Origin of the sequence: Phytobacter sp. MRY16-398, from assembly GCF_003925915.1 — a bacterium.
GTDB lineage: Bacteria > Pseudomonadota > Gammaproteobacteria > Enterobacterales > Enterobacteriaceae > Phytobacter > Phytobacter diazotrophicus.
The window spans coordinates 2,858,519-2,884,001 of sequence record NZ_AP018756.1; the positions used below are offsets into that span (position 1 = coordinate 2,858,519).

A 25,483-nucleotide genomic window follows, 5' to 3' on the forward strand; every position below is an offset into this window, starting at 1 on the left:
CGAGTTAGCCGTGGCTAAAAAGGTTGAAGACGTTCACAGTATCTACGGGTTCGGTGCCAGGTAGCCCGGCTAAGCGCAGCGCCAGCCGGGTCAGGGTTCTTAAAAACGCGCAAACTCAGAAACCAGCGCACTCAATCCGCCATCCCGGCCATCAACTGCTTTAACCAGGTCTGTTGCCGCTGCTGCTGATGCTGGCGCCATAAAAACGCCCGTGCTTTTTCCAGCGCCTCTGTCTGTGGCAACGCCTGAGGCTCGCGAATACGTTCACACCAGACAAGATGCCAGCCCAGCTCCGTTTCCACCGGCGCGGCGATACCGTTTTCCGGTAAGGCAAACAGGGCGGATTCAAGCGCGGGATACAGCAAACCGCGGCTGATCCAGCCTAACCGCCCACCTTCTAAGGCACTCGGACAGTGGGAATAGCGTTTTGCCAGGCGGGGGAATACCTCACGTGCGGCCTGAATGTCCCGGTAAAACTGCATCGCCTGGCGGCGCACACTCTCGCTATCGTCATCAACGGTGAGCAGCAGATGGTGGGTTAACCGCTGCTCCGGGCGCCTGAATTTTTCCTGATTACGCTGATACCAGGCGAGCACTGCCAGGTCATCAGGTTTAGGTGCCTGCCCGGTGATCCGCGCAAATTGCAGCTCCATCAGCGCATGATGACGTACCACCGCCAGGCGCTCTTCACCGCTAAGCGCACTCTCAGCGAGTAACTCTGCCAGCGATGATCCAATGCGCTGTAACAGGTCATCGGTGACCGATAAATCACGGGCCTGCTGAACGACAGTCTGTTCCAGAAAACGCTGTCGACGCCACGCCTGTTCAAAGGCCGCTTTTTCACCGGCGGGAATTTCCTGCGGCTCGCACTTCCAGCGGCTCTTCGCCAGACGCCATCGGCCGAATTGCTCCCAGGCTGTACTCATGCAATCTCCTCAGCTAGGCGCAGGGCGCTGGCGGGTACATGAAACCAGCGTCCGGAAAAGGTGACGGTGTAACTATTGCCGTCATGCCCCTGATCGGTAGCTTCGATTTGACCCATTGCGCCGGCGCTGACCACCACCGCGCCATTGACCGAAAGGGGCTGTAAGGCGGTGACAGGATCGCCGAATTGCAGCATCCCGGCATCCCAGGGTTGGCCTGCCGGGATCAGCTCCTGCGCACGGCAGCCAACCATGATGTCACCGTCGAGAAAGTGGATCTGGTAGATAATCTGATCCTGCAAAAACACGCCCCATTCCCGAACAAACCCGGTACTGCCACGTCGAACCAGCAACTGGCCGCGTGTATAGCCGGGCATGGTACCGTCATTACGAATGGCCCGCGTCACACGCACCTCATCGCCAAAGGTAAAGGTCGGAGTCATTGCCCACCTCCGCTAATCTGTTGCTGGTAGCTCTCTGCCAGCAGCCGCCGGGCCAGCAGCCACGGCGCGCGTGTGTCCTCCTCCAGCAGATTACGCAGCGGGACGTTGTCGCGCAGTTTATGGTGAAAGGCTTTCAGCACGAGCAGGCAGCGGCTTCGCAACACGGCGGGCTCATACGGGACGGAAAAAAAATCAAAAAAGGATTCAGCGCTCTCCAGCTCATCGACACCGGGAATCTGATAAAACCACTGCATATTCATCCTCCCACCTGGCGTATCGGCTCACCGCATAATTCATCGTAAATGGCGATCAGTTCATAATCTTTCGGGGTACGCTTCCAGCTCTCCGCAAAGCGGCGAATGGCCGGAAGCAGTACGTCGATTTGCAGCGCATTAAGGGGATACCCCATACGCGCAAAGACGCCGTCCACCGCCTGGCGGCCAGAGTGTTTTCCCAGTACCAGACGATATTCCCGGCCCATCAGTGCCGGATCAATCGCCTGATAACTCTCTCTGTCCTGCAACAAGGCGGCGACATGCACCCCGGATTCATGGGTAAAGACCTGTTCGCCAACCAGCGGTTGTTGCGCGTCGATAGGGCGCTGGGCGGCCTCGGCGACCTTCTGGCAGAGGGTGGGCAACTGGCTAAAATCAACGCCACTCTCAAGCGCCAGGCAACGGTGCACACCGAGGGCGACCGTCTCCAGTGCGGCATTCCCCGCGCGCTCACCCAGCCCCAGCACGGTGGTATTCACGCTGGTTGCCCCGGCGCGGATGGCCGCCAGCGTATTGGCGGTGGCCAGCCCCAGGTCGTTATGGGCGTGCATCTCAATGTCACCGTTCCAGTAGCTCCGTAGCGAACGGATAGACGCGTCCGTCGCGAACGGGTCCAGCAGCCCCAGCGTATCGGCAAAACGTAAACGCAGCGCGCCTGCCCGCTGTGCGACACTTGCTATCTGGCGTAGCGTGTCGTCATCCGCGCGCGACGCATCTTCACAGCCGACGCAGACCGCCAGCCCCAGCGTGCGCGCCATACCGATAAAACTCTCCAGCCGGTCAAGCAGCACCGCCAGCGGTTCACGTAATTTGTACTGACGCAATTTGTCGGATGCCGGAATCGAAATATCCACCCAGTCCATGCCCAGATCGGCGCTCTGGCGGATGTCCCCGGCGTTCATGCGACACCAGGACATCAGTGTCGCATCCGGTAAATGGCGACGGACAAGCTGGATACGGGTACGCTCTTCGTCACCCATTGCCGGTGTTCCCACCTCAAGCGCCGTAACGCCTGCGGCAAACAGCGCCTCGGCGATGGCCACTTTCTCACTGGCGCGAAATGCCACCCCAGGACTTTGTTCGCCGTCGCGCAGCGTTGTGTCGTTAATCAGCACACTGGCCATAGCCGCCTCCGTTTAGCCGTAAACCGGCGCAAATGAGGACGTCGCCGGGAGCGGTTTACCGTCCTGCCAGTAAGGGGAGAGCATCCGCAGCCGGGCGATAATCGGCGGCAACGTGGCGATGACGTAATCAATCTCTTTTTCCCGCGTGTAGCGTGACAGGGAGAAGCGAATGCTGCCATGAGCGGCGGTATAGGGAATGTTCATTGCGCGCATCACATGCGACGGTTCAAGAGAGCCTGACGTGCAGGCACTGCCGCTGGACGCGGCGATCCCCGCCTGGTTGAGCAGTAACAAAATGGCTTCGCCTTCAATAAACTCGAACGCCAGATTCGCGGTCCCCGGCACCCGTGGCTGTTTGCCGCCCATGACCATCACCGACGGCACGCTATTGACCAGCTCGTCCTGCAAATAGTCGCGGAGCCGGGCAATTTCGCCCATACCGGGCAGATGAACCTGTGCCAGTTCACACGCACTGCCCATGCCGACAATCCCGGCAATATTTTCCGTACCGGCGCGCCGTCCACGCTCCTGATGGCCGCCACGCAGCAGCGGACGAAAACGCGTGCCGCGACGTAAATAGAGGCAGCCGACGCCTTTCGGGCCGTGCAGTTTATGCGCGGAACAGGAGAGCATGTCGATAGCGGTTTTACCGACCGCCAGCGGAATTTTCCCTACCGCCTGAACCGCGTCACAGTGGAACAGCGCACCGTATTCATGGGCCAGCTCCGCCATCTCTGCCACCGGGAAAATCACCCCGGTTTCGTTGTTGGCCCACATCACGCTGACCACCGCCACCCGGTAGCTGAGCGCCTGGCGGTACTGCGCCATATCGAGCGCACCCTCGGCATTGACCGCAATACGGTGGATCAGATAACCCTGGCGCTCCAGGTGTTCGCAGACCGCCAGTGTCGCCGGGTGTTCCACCGTGGTGGTGATGATTTCACGGCGTTCCGGCAGCAGTTCAATGCAGGCATGCAGCGCCGTCGAGGTCGCTTCCGTGGCGCAGGAGGTAAAAATGATTTCACTGGCGTGATCGGCGCCAAGCAGGGCGGCGACCTGTTGATGCGCACGCTCCAGCGCCCCGCGCGAGGGCAGACCAAAGTCATGAATCGAAGAAGGGTTGCCGTAGTGTTCGGTCAAAAACGGCATCATCGCCTCCAGCACCATCGGGTCGATACGGGTGGTGGCGTTATTATCCAGATAAACCTGTTTCATCTTTATTCCCCCATAACGGATAGTGAGGTGTGGCTTACGCCGCTACGACTTCCATAAAACAGCCGGTACGTTCCATTAATTTCTGCTGTAGCCAGGCCAGCGTCATGTCGGTCATCATGCAGCCGCTACAGCTACCGGAAAGGCTGACGGTCACTTTATGATTCGCGACATTAATCAGCGACATATCCCCGCCGTCGGCCTGGATGTGCGGGCGCAGTTCGGTAATGGCGTCGATCACCTCTTGCCAGTGCGGATCTTTTGTCGCCTCCACCGCGACAGCCGGAGCCGCCTGCTGCTCGGCCAGTATATCTGCCAGCGCCAGCTCGATACTCTCATGGCAGGACGTGCAGCCGCCGCCCGCTTTGGTGTAGTTGATCACCTCTTCAAGGGTGGTCAGGCCGTTGGTCAATACCGCGCGGCGAATCTGGCCTTCGTCTACGCCAAAGCATTTGCAGATAAGTTTGCCTTCTTCATGATCGTCATCGAGGGTTTCGCCCCGGTAGTTGGCGATTGCCGCACGCAGCGCTTCCTGGCCCATCACTGAGCAGTGCATTTTTTGCGGCGGCAGCCCGTCGAGATAGTCGGCGATTTGCTGGTTGGTGACCTGTTCCGCTTCTTGCAGCGTGCGGCCAATGATCAGTTCCGTTAATGCCGACGAGGAGGCGATGGCGCTACCGCAGCCAAAGGTCTGAAAACCGGCCTCCAGAATGGTTTCGCTTTGCGGATCGACCCGCAGCATCAGGCGCAGGGCGTCGCCACAGCTTATCGAACCTACATCGCCAATCGCATTGGCCTCTGCCACCACCCTGGCATTACGGGGATTAAAAAAATGATCTTTCACTTTCTCGGAATAGTTCCACATGCTCTCAGCTCCCAGGATTATGACGGACAGCGCAGGGCGCAATTCACCGCGTTAATCAACAGCGGGTATGAAGATTAAGCAAAAGCAGTACCAGAGCGTAAAAATGATGTTTTTCAGTGGGTTAATAATTCCTCCTCACATAAGCCCACGCGCAATGTCGTGGTTTATGTGAGGTTTGTCGCAGAAACGACACAATCTTTAGCGTTCATCGTCGTCCTGCCACTGACTTTCCAGCAGCAGTTGCGAAAAGCGATTGGGATCGCGAAGCCGCGTGCTTTTGCGCTGTTCTTTGTCATACCAGTAGTGCTGAATTTCCTGTAGCAGGCCGATAATCGGCGTGTCTTCGGGCACGCGGACGGCGCGCACGCCTATTTGCAGCAGTTGCCGAAATACCGTTTCACCAATCGCCACACAGTAAAGGGTGACGCAATCTTCCAGCGCGCTGATGCGGCTGGTTATCTTCTCGGTTTGATGACCAGCCAGTACGGTAAAGTCCACGACCCGCAGCAAGGTGACATCATCTTCTTTGACGCCATACACCACCAGGCGTGGCGTAGCGCCAAAGTGCTGATCCACGTGATGGTAATCGGAACTGGCGAAGGCGACTTTCATCGACCATTCACCGGAACAGATGGTGCTGAACTGGCGATTAACATGTTGCATAGCGGCCTCCGTCAGCGTCCTGGGCAAATTGCTGGCGCAGGGGGGAGCGGTAGACGGGCAGGTGGTGATGACGTTCGCGCATCAGGTTCGCCAGCTCGAACAGTGTGTCGCGAATGCCGGGGTATCCCTGTCGCACGCGACGAAATTCCCCAAGCCTGTCGAAGATAGGAAACCCGGCGCGGATAAGCGGGATGGAGAATTGTTCGGCCAGGTCTGCGGCATGGGAGTTGGCGACCAGCAGGTCAGCAGGCATAGCGCAGAGTAAATCCTGCATATCTTCCAGATCGCCAATGACCACTTTCTCCACGGGAAGCTGTTGCAGGCCCGGCTGGCTGACCGGCGCCACAACGGGGCCGGGGAGCATGCCCTGGCTACGGGCGAAATCACACCAGCCCGCCAACAGATCGCCCTCGGCGGCCAGTGCGAGCCGGGCATCCTGCAACCACATATGACAATCGATCATCGCATCCTGCAATTGTCCGCGCTGGCGCTCAATCCAGGCGGGAACCTCGCGCCCGGAAATGATCTTCAGTTGATGAATAAAACGGTCGCAATGTTCCATGGTCATCAGATGGGGAAGCACGATCACCTCGCCACGGCTACGCTGTGCCAGCAGCGATGCCGCACGGGACAGCGACACGCCAATAGCAAACGTGCACAGGCTCTGTCCCATCTGTTCGATAATGCGCAGGGGCGTCCCCCCCTGGGTGACCGGCGAAAAATCGCCGCTTGCCAGGTGACCATCCAGCGACTGCGAAAGATCCGGCACGATCACCGGTTGCAGGCCAAAAGCCTCCACGTAGCTGCGCAGCAACTCAACATCACCGGGCGTCAGCAGGTGACTTAACAACAAGTTGACCCGCCGGTTACGCAGGCCGTGCTGAGGCTTTTCCGGTACCCACTGTTCGATGACGCTTTCCACCACCGCACTAAAGCCGTTCTCCAGCGTGCCGTAAAAATCCGGGGTGTTGACCGTCAGGAGGGCGATATTTTTGTGGCGGGGAAAATCCTCACGGAACTGACGTACCACGCGGCTGATATCGCTGCCCTGTGCCTCAGACAGGCCGGTACTCAACAGGACGATGGCTTTCGGGGTGTTGCGCTGGCACAGCGTATTGAGCGCGGTAAGGATATTGCCGTCCGCCCCCATGACCGTTGAGGTGGGGTCCATCGCCGTGGATTGCAGCGGAATAGGGTCATGAAAATGTTGGATAAAAAACACTTTGGCGAACGCGCTGCATCCCTGCGCACCGTGCACCAGCGGAATACTGTGCTCAACGCCGAGGCTCGCCAGAATGGCGCCTAACGGCTGGCCGCTTTTTACCGGGCTTACCGCCAGCGGTTTCTGATTACGGATGATATCTGCCATCTTTCACTCCTTATTGCCACGGCGCGCGGGCGTGTGTTTGCGGCCAGACGGGGCTTTCAATGGTCTGGCAAAGCTGTTGGGCGAGGGTGACGATGCCGCGATAACCCGCAAAGGCGTGTTCGCGTTCCTGGTTGATATCCAGAAACGGCAGCCGCGCTTTGTACGCGGTATACATGTTACGCCCCCCGGCGATCATCAAATCCGCCTGGTAGCGGTACACCACATCCAGCAGGGTGCGGGCATTCCCTTCTTCCAGCATTAGCGCGTCATCGCCCATTAATTCGCGAATACGCTGCTTATCTTCTTCGGTGGATTTGCGCGTGCCGGTCGCCACGACGGTCATCCCTAAATCCTGCAATGCGGAGACCACCGACCAGGATTTCACCCCACCGGTATAGAGCAACACTTTGCGACCCTGTAGCCGTTCGCGCCACGGGGCCAGCGCCTGATTTGCCGTGGCTTCTTCGCGGGCAATAACGGCTTCAGTGCGGGCAATCAGATCGCTGTCGCCAAGCAGGGATGCCAGTTGACGCAGGGCATCGGAGGTGGCGCGCACGCCGTAAAAACTGCCCTCAAACCAGGGGGTGCCATAGCGCTGTTCCAGGGTGCGGGCAACATTGATCAGCGCTCTTGAGCAGACCAGCATATTGACCTGCGCGTGGTGCAGGGTCTGGATTTCACTAAAACGGCCATCCCCGGAAAGGCTGCCCAGCACGCGAATACCCAGCTCATCGAGCAGCGGCTGAACGTGCCAGAACTCCCCGGCGATATTAAATTCGCCAATCAGGCCGATATCGTGGCGGTGTTCCGGTGCAAAGGGGGTATCGTCCGGCCAGGGGGCAGGCGCGCGCCGTCCAATGACCTTGTTAACCATCACTTCACCCGCGAGACGGTTGCCAAGGTTTTTGCTGCCATAGAACCCGGCGGCATCAACGGCAATCACTGGCACGCCGGTGGCGGTTTCCGCCGCCTGACAGACGGCGTCAATATCATCACCCTCCATCGCCGGAACGCAGGTGTTATAGATAAACACGGCGGCAGGGTGATAACGGTTGACGATGTGGCGCACCGCGTGGAAAAGCCGCCGTTCGCCGCGCCCCATAATGACATCCTGTTCGTTCAGGTCGGTGGTAAAGCCGAGCCGGTTGAGACTGGGGCCGGAGCTCATACTGCCCCGGTTATCCCAGGAGCTTCCCGTGCAGCCAATCGGTCCGTGGACCAGGTGCGCCACATCCGACAGCGGCAACAGGGTGATTTGCGCGCCGTCGAACGCGCAACCGCCCGCCGTGGCACCGGGTTTAGGGGCGCTACAGCCGGATTTCTGTTTGTGATTGTGTTCGCAGGCGGGTTCATCCAGCAGCGCGAGAATGTCATTTCCCTTCATAGTGACCTCATTGACTTGGTGGGCTGTGCCCAATGTTGCAATTCGCAAGCCAGGAATGAGTTATTGATTTTTAAAGGGAATGCTCTGTCAGGTTTACGACAAAGCAGACAATTGGCGTATTGAGGACAACGGGGAAAGGCCCCCTGCATCCGCAGGTCAGACGCAGGGGATCGCCGGTTAAAATACCCGCTCTTCCAGCGGGTTGGCTTTCTCAAGACGTTTTGCCAGCCACGGTGGCAGACGTCCGCTCAGCAGTGCGGTAATGGCATCGCACTGGGCGGCAATGGACATCCCTGGCGACACTTTCATCGGGTGGATATTATGACGAATCAGCCGGGCCGCCGCAGGGCCGCCAATGGCTTCACAAAACAGCAGGTGGCAATCACTCAGGAGCTGCGCGCGAACTTCATTCGGCTCCTGGGTTTGCGGAGCCGAGGGAAGACGGCGTAACGCGTGCAGCCATCCGCCCTGTTCATCGAAGGCGTAGATAAAAAACAGCCGCCCCTGACCAAAATGACCATTGATCAGCAATCCATCCTGTGAACAAAAGGCTACCCGTAATTGCCCCTGACGAGCGGTGCTTTTTACCTGCAGGTGCGCGGGCAGCGTACCGTGAAGGCACGCGTTAACGCGGCTCCAGCGTGCGGGCGACATCATCGCCGTTTCAGACGGGAAGGTCGCTTCCAGTTCGCGGATATTGAGCTTATCGAGGTACGCCGGGGTTAAGGCGTCGTCGCGTTCTCCTGTCAGCCAGGCCAGGATCTGCGCGGGTTGCAGTTCCGGCAGACACTGAAATAGCGCCAGCATGCGCCAGAAAAGGACATCGTTATCGTTCATCTGACCTCCTTCACAAAAGTGCGCCGCGCGTGGCGCGCAGGCTGATGGGGAAGGTGGGGCGTCCAGGTTGCAGGCTGACGATATACTGGCGTCCCCCCTCCAGAGAAATAGCGCCACCCCAGTTATCCGGGGTGTCATGTTCAATCGCGATGACTTTTGCCTCAAGGTCCTGTTTGGCGATGTAACACCACAGATCCGGCCCGCGCTCACGAATTATCACTATTGGCATCGTTTCCCCCTTGCTGCCCCGCACAAGGCGGGGCGCATTATGGTTAGCGGACAAGGTCGAAGCTGTAGTCCGTTTTGCCCAGTTTGATGGTATCGCGGTCGACTTTTTCCAGCACGGCGTTGACCAGGGTGGTGACGATATTCATCGCCCCTTCATAACCCCATGTGGTCTGGCGATGCAGGTGGTGGCGGTCGAACAACGGGAAGCCCAGACGGATCAGCGGAACTTCAAACTGTTCACCTTTCGCCAGCGTGTCACGCTGGATGAATTTGGCGTACGAGTTGCCGATCATAAAGTCCGGTTTGCGGGTAAACATCAGCGAGCGGAAATGCCACAGATCGCAGTTGATGAACACTTCGCTCTCCTGACCGTAGGGCGATGCCTCAAGCATTTTCTTCATCGCTTTCTGCCAGCGCTTGCTACCGTTATGACAGAGGATAACCGTCGGTTCGCAGCCCAGTTCCAGCAGGAAACGCGTCAGCCCCATCACAAAATCCGGATCGCCGTAGAGACCGAATTTCTTACCGTGCAGCCAGGTGTGTGAATCGAGAATCATATCCACCAGGCGCCCACGCTCCAGCGTCAGCTCATCGGCCACCGGTTTGCCGGTTAACTGACTAACCGCCATCAGCAGTTCGTCGGTCCCGGTCAGTCCCATTGGGATGGACACTTCTGTGGCGGGCTGGCCCCAGGACTCCTGCACCACTTTTTTGCTCTTCACCAGATGCCAGGGTTGCAGCAGCAGGGTGTCGATAGCATCGGGGGCGTCGCGCATCTCTTGTTGCGTTGTGCCGCCCGCATACATGCGATAGTGGCCGTCGGCTGGCGTATCTAACACCTCAGACGGGTCAGACAGCAGGCTACAGGGCACCTCCATCTGGGCCATCATGCGTTTGAGCACGCGGTAATTGCCAAGATAGGTTTCAAAACCGGTCACCAGGTTTAGCTTCGCCAGCTTGCCCGGTTGCGCCACGTGATCGGCGGTAAATGCCCGGGCGAAACCTTCAAACATGTTGTCCCAGCCGGTGATGTGGCTACCGATAAAACTTGGCGTATGGGCGTAGGGCACCGGAATGGCGGCATCGATAAACCCGTCCTTTTTGGCGTTGGCGATAAAGGCCTGCAGGTCATCGCCGATGACCTCCGCCATACAGGTAGTGGAGACGGCGACAATTTCCGGTTTGTACAGGGCGCTGGCATTTTGCAACCCGGTGTTAAGGTTGTTGTTGCCGCCGAAGACCGCCGCATCCTCTGTCATAGAGTCGGAAACGCAAGCGATCGGCTCTTTGAAATGACGGTTAAAATAGGTGCGGAAATAGGCCACACAGCCCTGGGAACCGTGCACATAAGGCAGCGTATTGGCAAAACCCAGCGAGCAGAGTACCGATCCTAAAGGCTGGCAGGCCTTTGCCGGATCGACGGTTAACGCTTCACGCTTAAAGTTCAGCGCTTCGTACTCCGCCGTGGTGGTCCATTCAAAAACCTCTTGCACACGCTGCGGGTCGTGCGCCTCTTCCAGACCGCGCTTATTGCGAAACAGCGTCTGGTATTCGTCCTGTTCAAACAGCGGATGACAGGTGACAATTTTCTCAGCAGTTTGGCTCATGATGTTCTCCTCCCGCGCCACAAATCGGTGAACAAACGGGATGTCAGGATAGTATTCAGGCTGATTTCAGCCAGGGTGCGGTCAACTCGCCCCAGGCGGGATTGTTGAGCGTCATGTCCATATCGCGGGCAAAGATGGCAAAGCCGTCATAGCCGTGATACGGGCCGGAGTAATCCCAGGAGTGCATCTGGCGAAACGGTACCCCCATTTTCTGGAAAATGTATTTTTCCTTGATGCCTGAGCCAATGAGGTCCGGCTTAATCGCCTTCACGAAGGCTTCCAGTTCATAACTGCTGGCATCGTCGAACAACAGCGTGCCCTCTTTGAGGTCCGGCAGGGTGCGGTCGTAATCGTCGTTATGGGCAAATTCATACCCGGCGGCGACAATCTCCATGCCCAAATCCTCATACGCGCCAATCACGTGGCGAGGACGCAGGCCACCCATATAGAGCAGCACCTTGCGGCCTTCGAGACGCGGGCGGTATTTGGCGATAATCGCATCGTTCTGCGCCTGATATTTGGCGATCACCGCTTCCGCATTGGCGCGAATGGTGTCGTCAAATTGATCGGCGATCTTACGCAGCGATTCGGCGATTTTGGTCGGGCCGAAGAAGTTGTACTCCATCCACGGGATACCGTGTTTCTCTTCCATATGGCGAGAGATGTAGTTCATAGAGCGGTAGCAGTGCACCAGGTTCAGCTTGACGAACGGGGTGTTTTCCATCTCTACCAGCGTGCCGTCGCCGGACCACTGCGCCACCACGCGTAACCCCATCTCTTCAAGCAGAATGCGCGACGCCCAGGCATCCCCCCCGATGTTGTAATCGCCGATGATGGCCACGTCATAGGGGGTAGATTCGAAGGGCTTCCCTTCGCGGTTATCCAGCACCCAGTCGCGGATCACGTCGTTGGCGATATGGTGACCGAGCGACTGCGACACGCCGCGAAAGCCTTCGCAACGCACCGGGATCACCGGCTTGTTGAGCGCTTTTTTACTGGCATTCGCCACCGCTTCGATATCGTCACCGATTAAGCCAACCGGGCACTCCGACTGAATGGAGATGCCTTTGGTCAGCGGGAACAGTTCCTCCATCTCCTCAATCAGTTTGGTGAGCTTTTTATCGCCGCCGAAGACGATATCGCGCTCCTGAAAATCAGAGGTAAAGTTCAGCGTCCCGAAGGAATCAACGCCGCTGACCCCGGTGTAGTAGTTGCGCCGCCCGGCACGGGAGTACTGCCCACAGCCGATCGGGCCGTGGGAGATGTGGGCCATATCTTTAATCGGCCCAAAAACCACGCCTTTCGATCCGGCGTAGGAGCAGCCGCGGACAGTCATCACACCCGGCTGCGATTTGCGGTTAGAGATGATGCATTTCCCGACGCTTTCCATCTCCGGGTCGGTCACCATCATGTGCTTTCTGCGTTCTTTGCGCGTTTTTTCGGGAAAGATCTCCAGCACTTCCTGGATAATTTCCAGATTACGTTCGCCTGTTGCATTGCTCATAACTGTGTTCCTGTTACAAGGCGGCTCAGGCCGCGTTTTCTTCGGCGGCGGTTTTACCGATGATGCTGGCGTCTTCCACATCCATAATGCCGAATTCCATCAGCAGCTCTTCCAGTTCATCCATGGTGCAAGGGGTCGGGACGACCATCAGGGTGTTGTTGACGATCTTGTTCGCCAGCGCGCGGTATTCGTCGGCCTGGTTGCATTTCGGGTCATATTCGATAACCGTCATACGGCGAATTTCCGCGCGCTGGACGATGTTGTCGCGTGGTACAAAGTGAATCATCTGGGTGCCCAGTTTTTCTGCCAGCGCGATGATCAGTTCATCTTCGCGGTCGGTCTGACGGGAGTTACAAATCAGCCCGCCCAGGCGTACCTTGCCGGATTTAGCGTATTTCACGATGCCTTTGGAGATGTTGTTAGCGGCATACATCGCCATCATTTCCCCGGAGCAGACGATATAGATCTCTTGCGCTTTGTTTTCACGAATCGGCATGGCGAACCCGCCGCAGACCACGTCACCGAGGACGTCATAGAAGACAAAGTCGAGGTCGCTGACATAGGCGCCTTCTTCTTCAAGGAAGTTAATGGCGGTAATAACGCCGCGGCCTGCACAACCTACGCCTGGCTCCGGGCCGCCGGATTCTGCACAACGCACGCCGCCATAACCGATTTGCAGCACATCTTCCAGTTCAAGGTCTTCCACTGAACCCACTTCGGCGGCCATCTCCATAATGGTGTTCTGCGCTTTCGCATGCAGGATCAGACGGGTGGAGTCCGCTTTCGGGTCGCAGCCGACGATCATCACTTTTTTACCCATTTCCGCGAGAGCGGCGACGAGGTTTTGCGTGGTGGTGGATTTGCCGATCCCACCTTTGCCATAAATGGCGCATTGACGCATGGTCATGGTGTGTTCTCCTGTTTGTGTGTTTGCCCATTAACCAGTGCAGGGAACATACCAGCCGTGCCAGAACCTATAATTGATTGTATTTATTGATTTTTATATTTATCGCCTCTGTGGGTGGCAAAACAAACACTGAACAATATGCAGACCAATTGTTGGAAACAGGACAATTCGCCGCCACACCCGCCGCTGCTGTGGCGGCGCTGACACTTTGTTAGCTGTTCAACAGGATGTCGGACTGCCTGTCTTATTCCGCGCAATGTCGGAAGACTCACAAGTCAGGACTTTTAGTTAATACCTTGAATTTGAACGCAGATATTACGTTTTCCCGATATGGCACAGGCTGTGCAATGCAGGGGTACTACGGTTTGCCGTCAGCGGGCGGCGACTTTGCCTCTCACATTCGAGGAACGAGAAATGTCCGGAAAGATGAAAACGATGGATGGCAACGCTGCGGCGGCCTGGATCTCCTATGCCTTTACTGATGTTGCGGCGATTTATCCCATCACCCCCTCAACACCGATGGCGGAAAACGTCGACGAATGGACGGCACAGGGTAAGAAAAACCTGTTTGGTCAACCGGTGCGTCTGATGGAGATGCAGTCAGAAGCCGGTGCGGCAGGGGCCGTACACGGCGCATTGCAGGCGGGAGCGCTGACCACAACCTATACCGCGTCACAGGGATTGCTGTTGATGATCCCCAATCTGTACAAGATTGCGGGCGAGCTGTTGCCGGGGGTATTTCATGTCAGCGCCAGGGCGCTGGCGACCAACTCGCTGAATATCTTTGGCGATCACCAGGATGTCATGGCCGTGCGCCAGACGGGGTGCGCAATGCTGGCGGAGAACAATGTCCAGCAGGTGATGGATCTGTCGGCGGTGGCGCACCTCGCCGCGATTAAAGGCCGCGTGCCCTTTATCAACTTCTTTGACGGCTTTCGTACCTCGCATGAAATCCAGAAAATTGAGGTGCTGGAACATGAAGAGCTGGCGCCGTTATTGGATCAGGAGGCGCTCAACCAGTTTCGCCGTAATGCCTTAAACCCGGATCACCCGGTCATTCGCGGCACGGCGCAGAACCCGGACATCTACTTTCAGGAACGCGAGGCCTCCAACCGCTTTTATCAGGCGCTGCCGGAGATTGTCGAAGGGTATATGGCGGAGATTTACCGTATCACCGGGCGCGAATACCACCTGTTCGATTACTACGGTTCGCCGGATGCTGAGCAAATCATTATTGCGATGGGGTCAGTGTGCGACACCATCCAGGAGGTGGTGGATGCGATGATCGACAGCGGTGAAAAAGTCGGCCTGGTTTCCGTGCATCTGTTCCGGCCTTTCTCGCTGGCCCATTTTATGGCGAAGATCCCCGCCAGCGTGAAGCGCATTGCCGTGCTCGACCGCACCAAAGAGCCGGGCGCCCAGGCGGAACCGCTGTGTCTGGATGTCAAAAATGCCTTTTATCATCACGAAAACCCACCGCTGATTGTTGGTGGCCGCTATGCGCTGGGGGGTAAAGATGTTCTGCCAGGCCACATTGTTTCTGTGTTCGAAAACCTGAAAAAACCGCTGCCGATGGATGGTTTTACGGTGGGGATTTTTGACGATGTAACCCACACCTCGCTGCCGGTACCGGTTTATGACATTCACGTCTCCCGTGAAGGTATCACCGCCTGTAAATTCTGGGGGCTGGGTTCTGATGGTACGGTCAGCGCCAATAAGAATGCCATCAAAATTATCGGTGATAACACGCCGATGTTCGCGCAGGCCTATTTTGCCTACGATTCGAAAAAATCCGGTGGGATAACCCTGTCGCATCTGCGCTTTGGTAAGCGCCCGATCACTTCGCCGTATCTGATTCATAACGCCGATTTTATTGCCTGTTCACAGCAATCTTATGTCGATAAATATGATCTTCTTGATGGCATCAATCCGGGCGGGATTTTCCTGCTCAACTGCACCTGGTTTGGCGAAGAGGTGGAGCGCCATCTGCCCAATAAAATGAAGCGCATTATTGCCCGCCAGGGGGTGCGGTTTTACACCCTGAACGCGGTTGATATCGCACGTAAACTCGGCCTCGGCGGGCGTTTTAATATGCTGATGCAGGCGGCCTTTTTTAAACTGACCGACATTATTGATGCCAAAACCGCCTCGGCGCACCTTAAGAAAGCGGTGGCAAAATCCTATGGCAGCAAAGGGCAGAACGTGGTGGATATGAACAATGCCGCTATCGATCTGGGGATGGATGCGCTGCAGGAGATTATCGTTCCCGACCACTGGGCGTATGCAGAAGAGGAGGAGAAAGAGGACGGCAAACTGATGCCGGACTTTATTCGCAATATCCTTGAGCCGATGAACCGCCAGAACGGCGACAGATTGCCCGTCAGCGCTTTTCTGGGTATGGAAGACGGGACATTCCCGCCCGGCACCGCCGCCTGGGAGAAGCGCGGTATCGCCATGCAGGTGCCGGTCTGGCAGCCTGAAGGCTGTACCCAGTGTAACCAGTGCGCCTTTATCTGCCCGCACGCGGCCATTCGCCCGGCGCTGTTGAGCAGTGAAGAGCGCGAAGTGGCCCCTGCTGCGTTACTGAGCAAGCCCGCGCAGGGGGCCAAACACTATGAATATCATCTGGCTATCTCGCCGCTCGACTGCTCTGGCTGCGGCAACTGCGTGGATATTTGCCCGTCGAAAGGCAAAGCCCTGGCGATGCAACCCCTCGACAGCCAGCGCCCGATGATCCCGGTGTGGGATCACGCGCTGGCCTTGACGCCCAAAGAGAATCCGTTCAGCAAAGCCACGGTCAAAGGCTGTCAGTTTGAAACCCCGTTACTGGAGTTCTCCGGCGCCTGCGCAGGGTGCGGCGAAACCCCGTACGCGCGCCTGATTACTCAGCTTTTCGGCGACCGGATGATGATTGCCAACGCCACGGGCTGTTCGTCTATCTGGGGGGCCAGCGCACCGTCCATCCCGTGGACCACAAACCATAAAGGCCAGGGGCCGGCCTGGGCAAATTCACTGTTTGAAGATAACGCCGAGTTTGGTCTGGGGATGATGTTGGGAGGCCGCGCCATCCGTGAACAACTGGCCAGTGATGCGGCCAGCGTGCTGGAAAAACCGCTGCATCCGGATTTGCAGCAGGCGCTGCGCGACTGGCTGGAGAACAAAGATCTCGGTGAAGGTACCCGCGCGCGGGCGGAAAAACTGAGCGCGCTGCTGGCGGCTGAAAAGGGCGACGATGACCTGCTTAATCGCCTGTATCAAAATCAGGACTACTTCACCAAGCGCTCGCAGTGGATTTTTGGTGGGGACGGCTGGGCCTATGACATTGGCTTTGGCGGCCTCGACCATGTGCTGGCCTCCGGTGAGGATGTGAATATTCTGGTGTTTGATACCGAGGTCTATTCCAATACTGGCGGCCAGTCATCGAAATCCACACCGGTGGCTGCCATTGCCAAGTTCGCCGCCGAAGGCAAACGGACGCGCAAAAAAGATCTGGGAATGATGGCCGTCAGCTATGGCAATGTGTATGTCGCCCAGGTGGCGATGGGGGCCGATAAAGCCCAGACGCTACGCGCCATTGCCGAAGCCGAAGCCTGGCCGGGACCGTCGCTGGTGATTGCCTACGCGGCCTGTATTAACCACGGTTTGAAAGCGGGGATGGGGCGCAGTATCAGCGAGGCGAAGCGCGCGGTAGAGGCTGGATACTGGCACCTCTGGCGCTATAACCCGCAACTGCTGGCGAAAGGGAAAAACCCGTTTATTCTCGATTCGGAAGAGCCGGAAGAGAGTTTCCGTGACTTCCTGATGGGGGAAGTGCGTTATGCCTCGCTGGGACGTACTTCGCCGGAGGTGGCCGATACGCTGTTTACGCAGACCGAGCAGGATGCCAAAGACCGCTACGCCCAGTACAAGCGGCTGGCCGGAGAGTAAGAGAAGCGGCCCGGTGTTTGCCGGGCAGAAACAAAAAAGGCCGGAGTGGCAGTGATGCGCTCCGGCCTTTTCTTTGCCTGCAATAGATTAGCGGGTGACATGCACCTGCGGCGTGGTGTTGCTGATAAATCGCCCGCCGGAGGCGCGCTCAAGCTGGGCCGCCAGTTGCAGCAGCAGCCCGTCGTTACCCTGGCGCGTCTGGAAATGCATGCCGAGCGGCAAGCCGGATTGTTGCCAGGCCAGCGGCAACGAAATACCGGGCGTGCCGGTTAAACTGGCAAGCGGGGTATAGGAGAAGATATCCCACAGGGAATAGAACCAGTCCATCACGTCCGGGTTATCGCTGAGCGTCAGGTACTTTTTCTCGCCGAGCAGCGGCGTCGGTTTGGAAAATGTCGGTGTCAGGATCAGATCCCATGTCTGGAAAAATGCCCCCAGCTTGCGGGAGATCTGGTTAAACGCATCCTGCATTTTCCAGCGCTCGCTGTAGGACATACCAATCCCTTTTTGCCAGATGCGGATATTCATCGGCTCGATTTTATCCTCCGGCGGGGCGCTAAGATCGTTTTTCTCCAGCAGCCGCTGAATAAACTGCGCGAAGTTGCTGATATAGCAGGCGGTCTGTGCGGCAAAGGCCTCTTCGAAGGGGATATCTGGCGTCACCCATTCCACCTGATGGCCCAGCTCCTCAAGCAGGCGCGTCGTTTTCTCCAGTTCTTCGACAAAATGCGGCGTTGCGCGGTAATTTCCCCATTCGTGGGACACGGCAATACGCAGCGGCGCAGGATCGCGGGTGATCATCTCGCTATAGGGCTGCGGGGGCTGCCAGTAAGGCATAAACTCGCCCGGTGCGCCGCCCCGGCAGCTATCGACAAAGCGTGCCGTGTCGCGCACGCTGCGACTCACACAGCCTTGCGTTGAGACATACCCGGTGATATCCGACAGTGCCGGGCCAATTGAAAAGACGCCCCGACTACTTTTCAGGCCAACAAGCCCATTGGCCCCCGCCGGTATGCGAATGGAGCCACCGCCATCGGTGGCATGGGCGAGGGGAATAACCCCGGCGGCCACCGACGCGCATGCCCCGGCAGAGGAGCCAAAGGTGGTGTATTGCGGGTTCCACGGGCTGCGCGTTACGTAAATCGCCGGGTTTTCCGCCGATCCGCAGACGCCAAACTCCGGCGTGGCGCTGCGGCCAATAATATTAAGCCCGGCATGGCGAATTTTCGTGGTCAAAAAGGCGTCTTCATCCGGACGATTGCCACGCATAAACGCGGAGCCTTGCTCCTGCAAACGCCCCTTTACCCCCGGCCCTAAGTCTTTCATCAGGAAGGGAATCCCTTTAAACGCGCCCTCCAGACAGGTGCCGTCGGTTTCCGGTTGGTGGATGGCATCATCAAACAGTTCCACGACAGCATTGATTTGCGGGTTAACCCGCAGCGTCGCGGCCTGTGCCTGTAGCGCCAGTTCACGGGCGCTGACGTCGCCGCGCTCGACCAGTTCTGCCAGCGCCGTGGCGTCGCAGGCGGCCCACTCATCCCAGCTCAGTACGGTGTTCATTGTGATTTCTCCTTCGCAAACTGGATCTTACCCTGCGGCGCTTTGAGGCGGCGGGTGGCCTTATGAGGGGTACGTTCTTTGAGCATCAGTGTCGCCGCCAGGCAGAGGATATTGGCGGCGATGAGGTAGTAGCCTGGAGAAACCGGGTCGCCGGTCCATTTAATCAGCCACGAGAAGACAATTTGCGCCGTCCCGCCAAACAGGGTGATGCCAAAGGCAAAGGCGATGGAAAAACCGGTTGAGCGGATATAGCGCGGGAAGTTTTCGCACAGCACCACCAGCACGCCGGCGCCGCTGATACATTGCAGAGCGGCAAAGAGGGTGATGATGGCAAAGAAAACGCCTTCACTGCGCCAGGCATTGATCATCTCAAGGCCCGGTAGCAGCAAGAGCAGCAGAATCAGGCGCGGCGCGATAATGGTCATCTTGCGCCCGAAGCGGTCCGCCATCCAGCCACCCACCAGGGAAAACACCACCACGCACACGCCGATAAGAATGGTCGACGCCATGGCCGTGCCTGGCGCAAAAGCCAGCTCTTTCAGGGCATAGGTGGTCATGTAATTGAGGAAATATTGCGTAATGGTACTGCCTGAAAGAATAAAAATACCCACCAGAATCAGGCCACGGTAGTTACGCATCACGTCACCGAGTAGACTGCCGGTGGACTTGCTGGCGTCGTTGTTCTCAGTAGTGAAAGTCTCGTTAAGGTTACGGCGCAGGTAGATGGCAATGGGCAGGATGATCAGTCCAAAAGCAAAAGGCACGCGCCAGCCCCAGGCCGACAGTTGCTCCGGCGTCAGGATGACCGTCAGCGTATAACCAATCACCCCGGCGCTGATACCTGCAAGCCCCTGGGCGACAATTTGCCAACTGGTGTAGAAGGCCCGTTTGCCTTCTGGCGCCGCCTCCATAATAAAGGTCGTCGCGGGGCCAGCTTCGCCACCCCAGGCCAGCCCTTGCAGCATGCGGACAATCACCAGCAGGATAGGGGCCGCCATGCCAATCGTTTCATAGCCGGGCAGAAAGACCAGCCCGCCGGTGCCGATGGTCATAAAAACCATGGTGAGCAGCATCGCCGGTTTACGTCCTACACGGTCGGCATAGCTGCCAATAAATATGGCGCCCAGCGGGCGGACAATAAAGCCGATACCAAACACAGAGACCGACAATAAAAGACTGGTGAAGGGGTTATCAGAGGGGAAGAAAATATTGCCGATCATCACGGCAAAGGTGGCATAAGCACTGAAATCGAAAAATTCAACCGCAGCGCCAAGCACAACAGCCACCACTTCTTTGCGTGATGCTTTGGGTTTTATCGCGCTATGACTTATTTCGTTTGTCATCGTATGGCCTTCCTCAATGTGTTCAGGCGAAGTGAAACGTGAAAAGACATAGCAGACATATAACAGGGCGCAGATCCGCTCACTATCACAATTAGGCGAAGGCAGTGTTTAAAAAATGTATGCACTCACGGCAGGTCAGACGAATAAGAAAATAATATGATTAAATTTAATTATCTGTTTTTATTATGGAATTTGTTTTTCGTTTGAGATGAGATTTTACTGGGGTAAATATTCACTTCGTCGAGTGCACTTAAAATGTGCCTGGTTCGTAAACCCGATTACCGAATGGGGCAGCGATAAATAAGCGGTCATGCCGCATATTCAGGCCATTGTGGCGTAATGACGATTTGAATAGCTCAGTGAATGCACAAAAATGGCGCTCCGTGCTTACTAAAAGTGCAATGTGGCGCTAATTATGTCGATGTTTGCCAATATTTCGCCAGCGTAATAAGGTCGCTTCAATGGATTCATCCAACGGGAGAGACAATGCAATTACGGGCGCTGAAATATTTTAGTCAGGTCGCAAAGTCTGCTTCTTTTCGGGAGGCTGCAGATAAATTGTTTGTTGCGCCAGGGGCAGTGACGCGACAAATCGATATTCTGGAACACTATTATGGCGCGGCATTGATTGAACGAGGCCCGAGGGGGATTAAACTGACCCGTGAAGGGGAGCTTCTGGCGCAGGCGGTGGACGCCACATTGCGTGAGCTGGAGTCGGTGAAGGCGCGCATCACCTCAAGGCGCAGCGTGGTGTCCGGTACGGTAAAAATCTGCGCCGCCGAGAGCCTGGTCGCGCTGTTTATCGCGCCCGTCATTGAGGCATTTGGTCAGCACAACCCTGAGGTGTCGTTCGAGATTGACACCGGCAGCGCCCCGTACATTGCCGAACAGCTTATTCGCGGACATGCGGATGTGGCGCTGGCCTTTTATACCCCGGTCAGCGCGGAGATTCAGGTGACGCATTGCTGTCATCTGGAACACAAGGTTCTGATGGCCGCCCACCATCCGCTGGCGACGAAGCCGCGTTTGACCCTCAAAGAGATTGCCGCCCATCCGATTGCCATTCCTCCCGCCAACTATGCGGTGCGCCAGTTACTGGAATCCGCCGCCCGGCGCGAAGCCGTCCACTTCGATATGCGCTTTATTACCAGTTCGATGGAGGTGCAAAAGACCCTGGCGCTGCAGGGCAGGACGCTACTTATTTTGCCCCAGCTACATCATCAGGAGCCGGATGCGCAGGCAATGTTTGTGGCGGTACCGCTGGCCGATCCCCTGATGGGAAAAGTGAAGGTCGATCTCTGTTTACCCCGTCAACGGACGTTATCCATGGCGACCCGTCTGTTCCATGATATGTTGTCGCAACGTATTGATGGTCAGAATGCTCTGGTCAACACAACGGCGTAGAGCAATCAGGATCTTTTCCCGCCGCATAAGGAATGACGCCATGACAACGGTTCCGCGCTATCACGTACAGACGATATCCGCGCCGCAAACCTACCCGGATATTGCTTACCCCGTCCTTTCTGACGACACCATGAAACAGCGCTTGCGTAATGTCCTGCTGGCGATGCAGGCCAGTGGTTTTACCCATCTGGTTATCTATGCCGACAAAGAGCACGGCGCCAATTTTGAGTATCTTGCCGGGTTTATTCCCCGTTTCGAGGAAGCATTGCTGGTCGTTAATGCCGATGGCGAGCTGAGCTACATCATGGGCAATGAAAACCTCAAACTGGTGCCCTTTGCGCGTAACGGCGGCAAATGCCTGCACACGCCGCTGTTCTCATTACCCAACCAGCCGATGGACGGGGATGCGCCGTTGGCCGGGTTGCTCGCCTCGTGCGGCATCACGGCTGCGGCCAGGGTGGGTGTCGTGGGCTGGAAATTATTCACCGGTGATTCAGCGCTGTTTGATGTTCCGGCATTTATTCTCGACGCGGTGTTCAGCGCGGCAGGCGGGCGGGACAATGTGCGCAATGCCACCGGGCTGTTTATCTCCCCGGAGCGGGGCGTACGGCGGCTGAACAGCGCCTGCGAAATTGCGTTTTATGAGTACGGCGCAAACCTCGCCTCCACGCAGGTGCTGACGGCGCTCAATGCCGTTGAGCCAGGGCGGCGTGAAAAAGAGATAGGGCACCTTCTGGCCGGTTGGGGACAGCCCAACAATGTGGTGATGATTGCCGCCACCGGCGACCGATTTACCAATGCCTGTCTCTACCCAACGGACAAGATTATCGCTCGCGGCGATAAATTTTCTCTGACCGTCGGTTATAAAGGCGGGTTAACCAGCCGTGCAGCCTGGGTTGTCGCCAGTGAAAATGAGCTGGCGGAGCCGGTTGCAGATTATCTGACCCGTGTGGCCATTCCCTATTATCACACCGTGGTCCAGTGGCTTGAGTTTATCCGCCCAGGCGTGACGGGCGCAGAAGTCTACCGCCTGGTGGAGTCGGTGTTACCTAAAGATCGCTGGCACTGGCATCTCAATCCTGGCCACCTGGTTGCCGATGAAGAGTGGTTAAGTTCGCCGATTTACCCCGGTTCAACAGCCCGCCTGGAAAGCGGCATGCTGCTGCAAATCGATATTATTCCCTCGGTGCCGGGTTATGGCGGCTGTAGCATTGAAGATACCGTTGGCCTGGCCGATGAGGCGCTGCGCGATGAACTGGCGCAGGATTACCCGCAGGTGTGGGCGCGTATGCAGGCGCGTCGCAACTATGTCACTGATGTACTGAAAATAGACCTGCCTGAGGAGGTTATTTTGTTATCCAACACGGTAGGGTATTTGCGACCTTTTTTACTGGATAAAAATAAAGCGGTGGTGAAGGTATAATATCAGCAACGTCATGCCTGCGTTCTGGCTGTAATGCATGACGTTGTAAATAATAACACCGCAAATAATCTCCAGGTGACAAGCTGCGGGCAATTAGCCTGGGTTTTCATGTAAAGATACGGCACTATATTACAAAGAAAAAGACAACGGAAGCATATTATTTTGCGTGATAGAACATCCTTTACACTCAGAATGACACCTGTCGCTTTCTCTCTGCGTGTGATTAGCGCGCATACCCTTCGCTATTTCTAGCCTCGCTGCTGCCTGTAAAGCTGAATATATTCTTAACAGTTGTTCTGAACATTTGTACCGTATCAGAGTAATATCTGGTCTGACATGTAATGAAAAGATAATGCCCGGCAAGGTTATTAATCTTATAGTTTCAGAATGGTTTTACTACGACTAAACACTTCGTAAGCAAAAAAGAAATGGCGAGTTAAAATCACTTATCTTAAATTCTTAATGCCCGTTTTTTGTAAATTTTACCGGCGCTTTTCATTACATCATTTTTAACATATTTTCTGCCCTGTATGGCGCGCTACGCCTGTATTTCCGTTGCTGACGTGATGCCCGGTGCGTGAAGTGGAAGGGGATGTCTTAAAACACTATCTATTTGAAAATTAGCAAATTTTAAAATGATGGTGTTTTTTTAATAATTTTATAGAATTTTCTGATTTCCCGCTTATACTGAAAAAACATCGTTGCATGTGAACCATGCCGATATGCCACTTGCTTTAGCTTTTCACTATAAATAAAAAACGATAAGAGCGCATTTCTTATTGTATGGGAGGTATTGCCCATTGAATATGCATACAGCACATCACGGTTAGCGATAAAATAATTTTCTCTGTCTCTTTTTTGACAGAGCACCACTCTTGTCTTTAAAAATTAAAGGCGCTGGATCCTGTTGTCTTTATTTTTTATGGGCTTTGTGTTGCCTGAATGTAATGTTTGTCCGCAAACATTATACAGTCTCAGATTAGCGCTTTGGTGTGTGGCGACTTGCAACTCCCTCATTAAGGACGTGACATGATTGATGAAGCATTGAGTTATCTTAAAGACATTCTTGATCAGCAATTACGCAACCAATTCGATATTGCAGGAAATATGGTTGTTTTAAATAATCTGGTCGATTTGAGCGGCGGCTTGCCTTTAAAAAATCAAAATAAATTAGTGCTGACGCTTATCAATCTGGAGCATGAAACCAGCAAGCCCTTTTATGGTACTCGTACCACACCCGATACGAAAAATAATATCGTCAGGCAGATGATGCCGACGGTGAGATTTAATCTGGATGTCTTGCTTACCGCCAGCTTTGATGACTATAGCGAATCGTTGCGCTTTCTCTCTGCGGTTATCGCGTTTTTTCAGGCGAATCCCATCATCAAGCGGCAGAATTTTCCTGATATCCCGGCCGGTATTGAGCAGTTGCAGTTTGAAATTGAAAATTCACCTTACGAAAACACCCACAACCTCTGGAGTGCGCTGGGGGCGCGGTATCAACCTTCGATTATCTACAAAATTCGTCATATCGCGATTCAGGCGAATCAGGTAAGCGGGGAATCGCCCATTCTCGAACAGGTCGGCAGCCAGGCTCAGGCCAGACGCTGATGTTTGTGATAGCGGAAATTACCTTACAGCATCAGTTTTATCCAGACAGCGTCTGGCGTGACGCCACACTCGTGCCGGATCAAAACACCCATGAACTCATGCGTCGTCTGGGGTTGAGCCTGGTGGCAGCAGGCAATATATGGCGCATTTATGGCTATGCCCCGACGGGCAGAACGGCATTTTTGCAGTATTGCGTGTCCCAGGATGCACGCAACCCATTGCGTTTCTGGCTGGTGCAGCCCAATGCCTGGCTGCTTGCGGTCACGGCACTCCCCGGGGAGTGGAAAGGGGTGCTGGGATTCAGTAGTGAGCGTATTACTGCTGATGGGCAGAGGCCGGGCGCCATGATCATGGGCGCTGCGCAAGCGCAAAGCGCGCCCGCTATTGCGACAGGTGAAATCTGTCTCTATCCGGCGGATTTGCTCCCCCGGCAGGCTTTTACGGTGACGCTCCAGGCGCGCGCCACCGTCTGGGAATATCGCTTGATCCCGCGCGGACAGCGGCGCTTGCAAAACCCAGAGATAGTGGACGCATCAGGGCAGGTTACGTTCAACCCTGCCAGCGTTCGCAATGGGGATGTCGATGGACAAAATGGCTGGGTAATCCGCAGCACCTCAACCATTACCCTGCAACAGGCGCCAACACAGCGCTTTGCGTTGATGGATATTCCGCGTACCCAGACGCAGAGCGGGCGTACCCGACAGCAGACGGTGATGTCTGTGCTGCCAACGCCTGCGGCAGATCGTTTATTTACCGCGTATTCCGCGGATCAGCAGCCCGTGTCGGTTATGTATGTGTATGTCTGATGAAAGGGGCGCAACACGCATCACCCGCAGGCGAACAGGGGTCGGATTCTGATGTTTTTGGGCTAATG

At 56.1% G+C, this 25,483-nt stretch carries 21 protein-coding genes; 5 read left to right on the forward strand and 16 right to left on the reverse strand.

All coding sequences use genetic code 11. The annotated features are described in order from the left end of the window. Positions 1-131: 131 nt before the first annotated feature. From nifM to nifH, 14 genes are all read right to left on the reverse strand, one after another. Entirely contained in the window at positions 132-926 is a 795-nt protein-coding gene (gene nifM / locus MRY16398_RS14170) for a nitrogen fixation protein NifM (protein WP_125124631.1), read from the reverse strand. Beyond that, positions 923-1,366, reverse strand: a complete 444-nt coding sequence (locus MRY16398_RS14175) for a nitrogen fixation protein NifZ (protein ID WP_125124632.1) — start codon at positions 1,364-1,366, stop codon at positions 923-925. Before MRY16398_RS14175 ends, nifM begins: the two co-directional genes overlap by 4 nt. After that, entirely contained in the window at positions 1,363-1,620 is a 258-nt protein-coding gene (locus tag MRY16398_RS14180) for a nitrogenase-stabilizing/protective protein NifW (protein ID WP_071194320.1), read from the reverse strand. The genes MRY16398_RS14175 and MRY16398_RS14180 overlap by 4 nt, the downstream gene beginning before the upstream one ends. A 2-nt stretch (positions 1,621-1,622) precedes the next feature. Then, the gene (gene nifV / locus MRY16398_RS14185) at positions 1,623-2,765 is read right to left on the reverse strand and encodes a homocitrate synthase (RefSeq protein ID WP_125124633.1); all 1,143 of its coding nucleotides are present in this window, start codon (positions 2,763-2,765) and stop codon (positions 1,623-1,625) included. 12 nt (positions 2,766-2,777) lie between these two features. Next, positions 2,778-3,980 carry a cysteine desulfurase NifS gene (gene nifS / locus MRY16398_RS14190; RefSeq protein WP_125124634.1) on the reverse strand — a complete coding sequence of 401 codons (1,203 nt, stop codon included), beginning with the start codon at positions 3,978-3,980 and terminating at the stop codon, positions 2,778-2,780. Between the two features lie 34 nt (positions 3,981-4,014). Then, positions 4,015-4,842 carry a Fe-S cluster assembly protein NifU gene (gene nifU / locus MRY16398_RS14195; protein ID WP_039078962.1) on the reverse strand — a complete coding sequence of 276 codons (828 nt, stop codon included), beginning with the start codon at positions 4,840-4,842 and terminating at the stop codon, positions 4,015-4,017. A gap of 198 nt (positions 4,843-5,040) precedes the next feature. Further along, positions 5,041-5,505, reverse strand: a complete 465-nt coding sequence (locus tag MRY16398_RS14200; protein WP_108701256.1) for a NifB/NifX family molybdenum-iron cluster-binding protein — start codon at positions 5,503-5,505, stop codon at positions 5,041-5,043. Next, the gene (gene nifN / locus MRY16398_RS14205; RefSeq protein WP_125124635.1) at positions 5,492-6,874 is read right to left on the reverse strand and encodes a nitrogenase iron-molybdenum cofactor biosynthesis protein NifN; all 1,383 of its coding nucleotides are present in this window, start codon (positions 6,872-6,874) and stop codon (positions 5,492-5,494) included. The genes MRY16398_RS14200 and nifN overlap by 14 nt, the downstream gene beginning before the upstream one ends. A 10-nt stretch (positions 6,875-6,884) precedes the next feature. Then, positions 6,885-8,258: a nitrogenase iron-molybdenum cofactor biosynthesis protein NifE gene (gene nifE, locus MRY16398_RS14210; protein ID WP_125124636.1), complete on the reverse strand. Its 1,374-nt coding sequence runs from the start codon at positions 8,256-8,258 to the stop codon at positions 6,885-6,887. A 177-nt stretch (positions 8,259-8,435) separates the two neighbouring features. Then, a complete protein-coding gene (locus MRY16398_RS14215) occupies positions 8,436-9,095 on the reverse strand; it encodes a NifB/NifX family molybdenum-iron cluster-binding protein (protein ID WP_039078966.1) in 660 nt (219 codons plus the stop codon). 10 nt (positions 9,096-9,105) lie between these two features. Beyond that, positions 9,106-9,324 (reverse strand): putative nitrogen fixation protein NifT, encoded by a 219-nt coding sequence (nifT, locus tag MRY16398_RS14220; protein ID WP_125124637.1) that lies wholly within the window; start codon positions 9,322-9,324, stop codon positions 9,106-9,108. Positions 9,325-9,367: 43 nt separating this feature from the next. Next, positions 9,368-10,930 carry a nitrogenase molybdenum-iron protein subunit beta gene (gene nifK / locus MRY16398_RS14225; RefSeq protein ID WP_039078968.1) on the reverse strand — a complete coding sequence of 521 codons (1,563 nt, stop codon included), beginning with the start codon at positions 10,928-10,930 and terminating at the stop codon, positions 9,368-9,370. A 55-nt stretch (positions 10,931-10,985) separates the two neighbouring features. Continuing rightward, the gene (nifD, locus tag MRY16398_RS14230; protein ID WP_039078969.1) at positions 10,986-12,434 is read right to left on the reverse strand and encodes a nitrogenase molybdenum-iron protein alpha chain; all 1,449 of its coding nucleotides are present in this window, start codon (positions 12,432-12,434) and stop codon (positions 10,986-10,988) included. A gap of 25 nt (positions 12,435-12,459) precedes the next feature. After that, on the reverse strand, positions 12,460-13,341 hold the full coding sequence (gene nifH / locus MRY16398_RS14235) for a nitrogenase iron protein (protein WP_039078970.1): 882 nt from the start codon (positions 13,339-13,341) through the stop codon (positions 12,460-12,462). Between the two features lie 414 nt (positions 13,342-13,755). Here nifH and nifJ point away from each other — a divergent pair, with 414 nt between their 5' ends. Further along, positions 13,756-17,268 (forward strand): pyruvate:ferredoxin (flavodoxin) oxidoreductase, encoded by a 3,513-nt coding sequence (nifJ, locus tag MRY16398_RS14240; protein ID WP_125124638.1) that lies wholly within the window; start codon positions 13,756-13,758, stop codon positions 17,266-17,268. Positions 17,269-17,355: 87 nt separating this feature from the next. Here the strand turns inward: nifJ and MRY16398_RS14245 are convergent, their stop codons facing one another. Continuing rightward, positions 17,356-18,828: an amidase gene (locus MRY16398_RS14245; RefSeq protein WP_125124639.1), complete on the reverse strand. Its 1,473-nt coding sequence runs from the start codon at positions 18,826-18,828 to the stop codon at positions 17,356-17,358. Then, positions 18,825-20,276 carry an MFS transporter gene (locus MRY16398_RS14250; protein ID WP_336513217.1) on the reverse strand — a complete coding sequence of 484 codons (1,452 nt, stop codon included), beginning with the start codon at positions 20,274-20,276 and terminating at the stop codon, positions 18,825-18,827. Before MRY16398_RS14250 ends, MRY16398_RS14245 begins: the two co-directional genes overlap by 4 nt. A 381-nt stretch (positions 20,277-20,657) precedes the next feature. Between MRY16398_RS14250 and MRY16398_RS14255 the strand changes: the two genes are divergently transcribed. From MRY16398_RS14255 to MRY16398_RS14270, 4 genes are all read left to right on the forward strand, one after another. Next, positions 20,658-21,575 (forward strand): LysR family transcriptional regulator, encoded by a 918-nt coding sequence (locus MRY16398_RS14255; protein ID WP_039078973.1) that lies wholly within the window; start codon positions 20,658-20,660, stop codon positions 21,573-21,575. Positions 21,576-21,615: 40 nt separating this feature from the next. Beyond that, on the forward strand, positions 21,616-22,998 hold the full coding sequence (locus MRY16398_RS14260; protein WP_125124641.1) for a M24 family metallopeptidase: 1,383 nt from the start codon (positions 21,616-21,618) through the stop codon (positions 22,996-22,998). A gap of 1,029 nt (positions 22,999-24,027) precedes the next feature. Beyond that, the gene (locus MRY16398_RS14265; RefSeq protein ID WP_125124642.1) at positions 24,028-24,609 is read left to right on the forward strand and encodes a DUF4255 domain-containing protein; all 582 of its coding nucleotides are present in this window, start codon (positions 24,028-24,030) and stop codon (positions 24,607-24,609) included. After that, positions 24,609-25,415, forward strand: a complete 807-nt coding sequence (locus MRY16398_RS14270; protein ID WP_125124643.1) for a hypothetical protein — start codon at positions 24,609-24,611, stop codon at positions 25,413-25,415. Before MRY16398_RS14265 ends, MRY16398_RS14270 begins: the two co-directional genes overlap by 1 nt. Positions 25,416-25,483: the final 68 nt, after the last annotated feature.

Excerpts from the sequence above, each read along its gene's own strand:
- nifM (WP_125124631.1), bottom strand. The coding sequence starts at position 926 with ATGAGTACAGCCTGGGAGCAATTCGGCCGATGGCGTCTGGCGAAGAGC.
- MRY16398_RS14175 (WP_125124632.1), bottom strand. The coding sequence starts at position 1,366 with ATGACTCCGACCTTTACCTTTGGCGATGAGGTGCGTGTGACGCGGGCC.
- MRY16398_RS14180 (WP_071194320.1), bottom strand. The coding sequence starts at position 1,620 with ATGCAGTGGTTTTATCAGATTCCCGGTGTCGATGAGCTGGAGAGCGCT.
- nifV (WP_125124633.1), bottom strand. The coding sequence starts at position 2,765 with ATGGCCAGTGTGCTGATTAACGACACAACGCTGCGCGACGGCGAACAA.
- nifS (WP_125124634.1), bottom strand. The coding sequence starts at position 3,980 with ATGAAACAGGTTTATCTGGATAATAACGCCACCACCCGTATCGACCCG.
- nifU (WP_039078962.1), bottom strand. The coding sequence starts at position 4,842 with ATGTGGAACTATTCCGAGAAAGTGAAAGATCATTTTTTTAATCCCCGT.
- MRY16398_RS14200 (WP_108701256.1), bottom strand. The coding sequence starts at position 5,505 with ATGCAACATGTTAATCGCCAGTTCAGCACCATCTGTTCCGGTGAATGG.
- nifN (WP_125124635.1), bottom strand. The coding sequence starts at position 6,874 with ATGGCAGATATCATCCGTAATCAGAAACCGCTGGCGGTAAGCCCGGTA.
- nifE (WP_125124636.1), bottom strand. The coding sequence starts at position 8,258 with ATGAAGGGAAATGACATTCTCGCGCTGCTGGATGAACCCGCCTGCGAA.
- MRY16398_RS14215 (WP_039078966.1), bottom strand. The coding sequence starts at position 9,095 with ATGAACGATAACGATGTCCTTTTCTGGCGCATGCTGGCGCTATTTCAG.
- nifT (WP_125124637.1), bottom strand. The coding sequence starts at position 9,324 with ATGCCAATAGTGATAATTCGTGAGCGCGGGCCGGATCTGTGGTGTTAC.
- nifK (WP_039078968.1), bottom strand. The coding sequence starts at position 10,930 with ATGAGCCAAACTGCTGAGAAAATTGTCACCTGTCATCCGCTGTTTGAA.
- nifD (WP_039078969.1), bottom strand. The coding sequence starts at position 12,434 with ATGAGCAATGCAACAGGCGAACGTAATCTGGAAATTATCCAGGAAGTG.
- nifH (WP_039078970.1), bottom strand. The coding sequence starts at position 13,341 with ATGACCATGCGTCAATGCGCCATTTATGGCAAAGGTGGGATCGGCAAA.
- nifJ (WP_125124638.1), top strand. The coding sequence starts at position 13,756 with ATGTCCGGAAAGATGAAAACGATGGATGGCAACGCTGCGGCGGCCTGG.
- MRY16398_RS14245 (WP_125124639.1), bottom strand. The coding sequence starts at position 18,828 with ATGAACACCGTACTGAGCTGGGATGAGTGGGCCGCCTGCGACGCCACG.
- MRY16398_RS14255 (WP_039078973.1), top strand. The coding sequence starts at position 20,658 with ATGCAATTACGGGCGCTGAAATATTTTAGTCAGGTCGCAAAGTCTGCT.
- MRY16398_RS14260 (WP_125124641.1), top strand. The coding sequence starts at position 21,616 with ATGACAACGGTTCCGCGCTATCACGTACAGACGATATCCGCGCCGCAA.
- MRY16398_RS14265 (WP_125124642.1), top strand. The coding sequence starts at position 24,028 with ATGATTGATGAAGCATTGAGTTATCTTAAAGACATTCTTGATCAGCAA.
- MRY16398_RS14270 (WP_125124643.1), top strand. The coding sequence starts at position 24,609 with ATGTTTGTGATAGCGGAAATTACCTTACAGCATCAGTTTTATCCAGAC.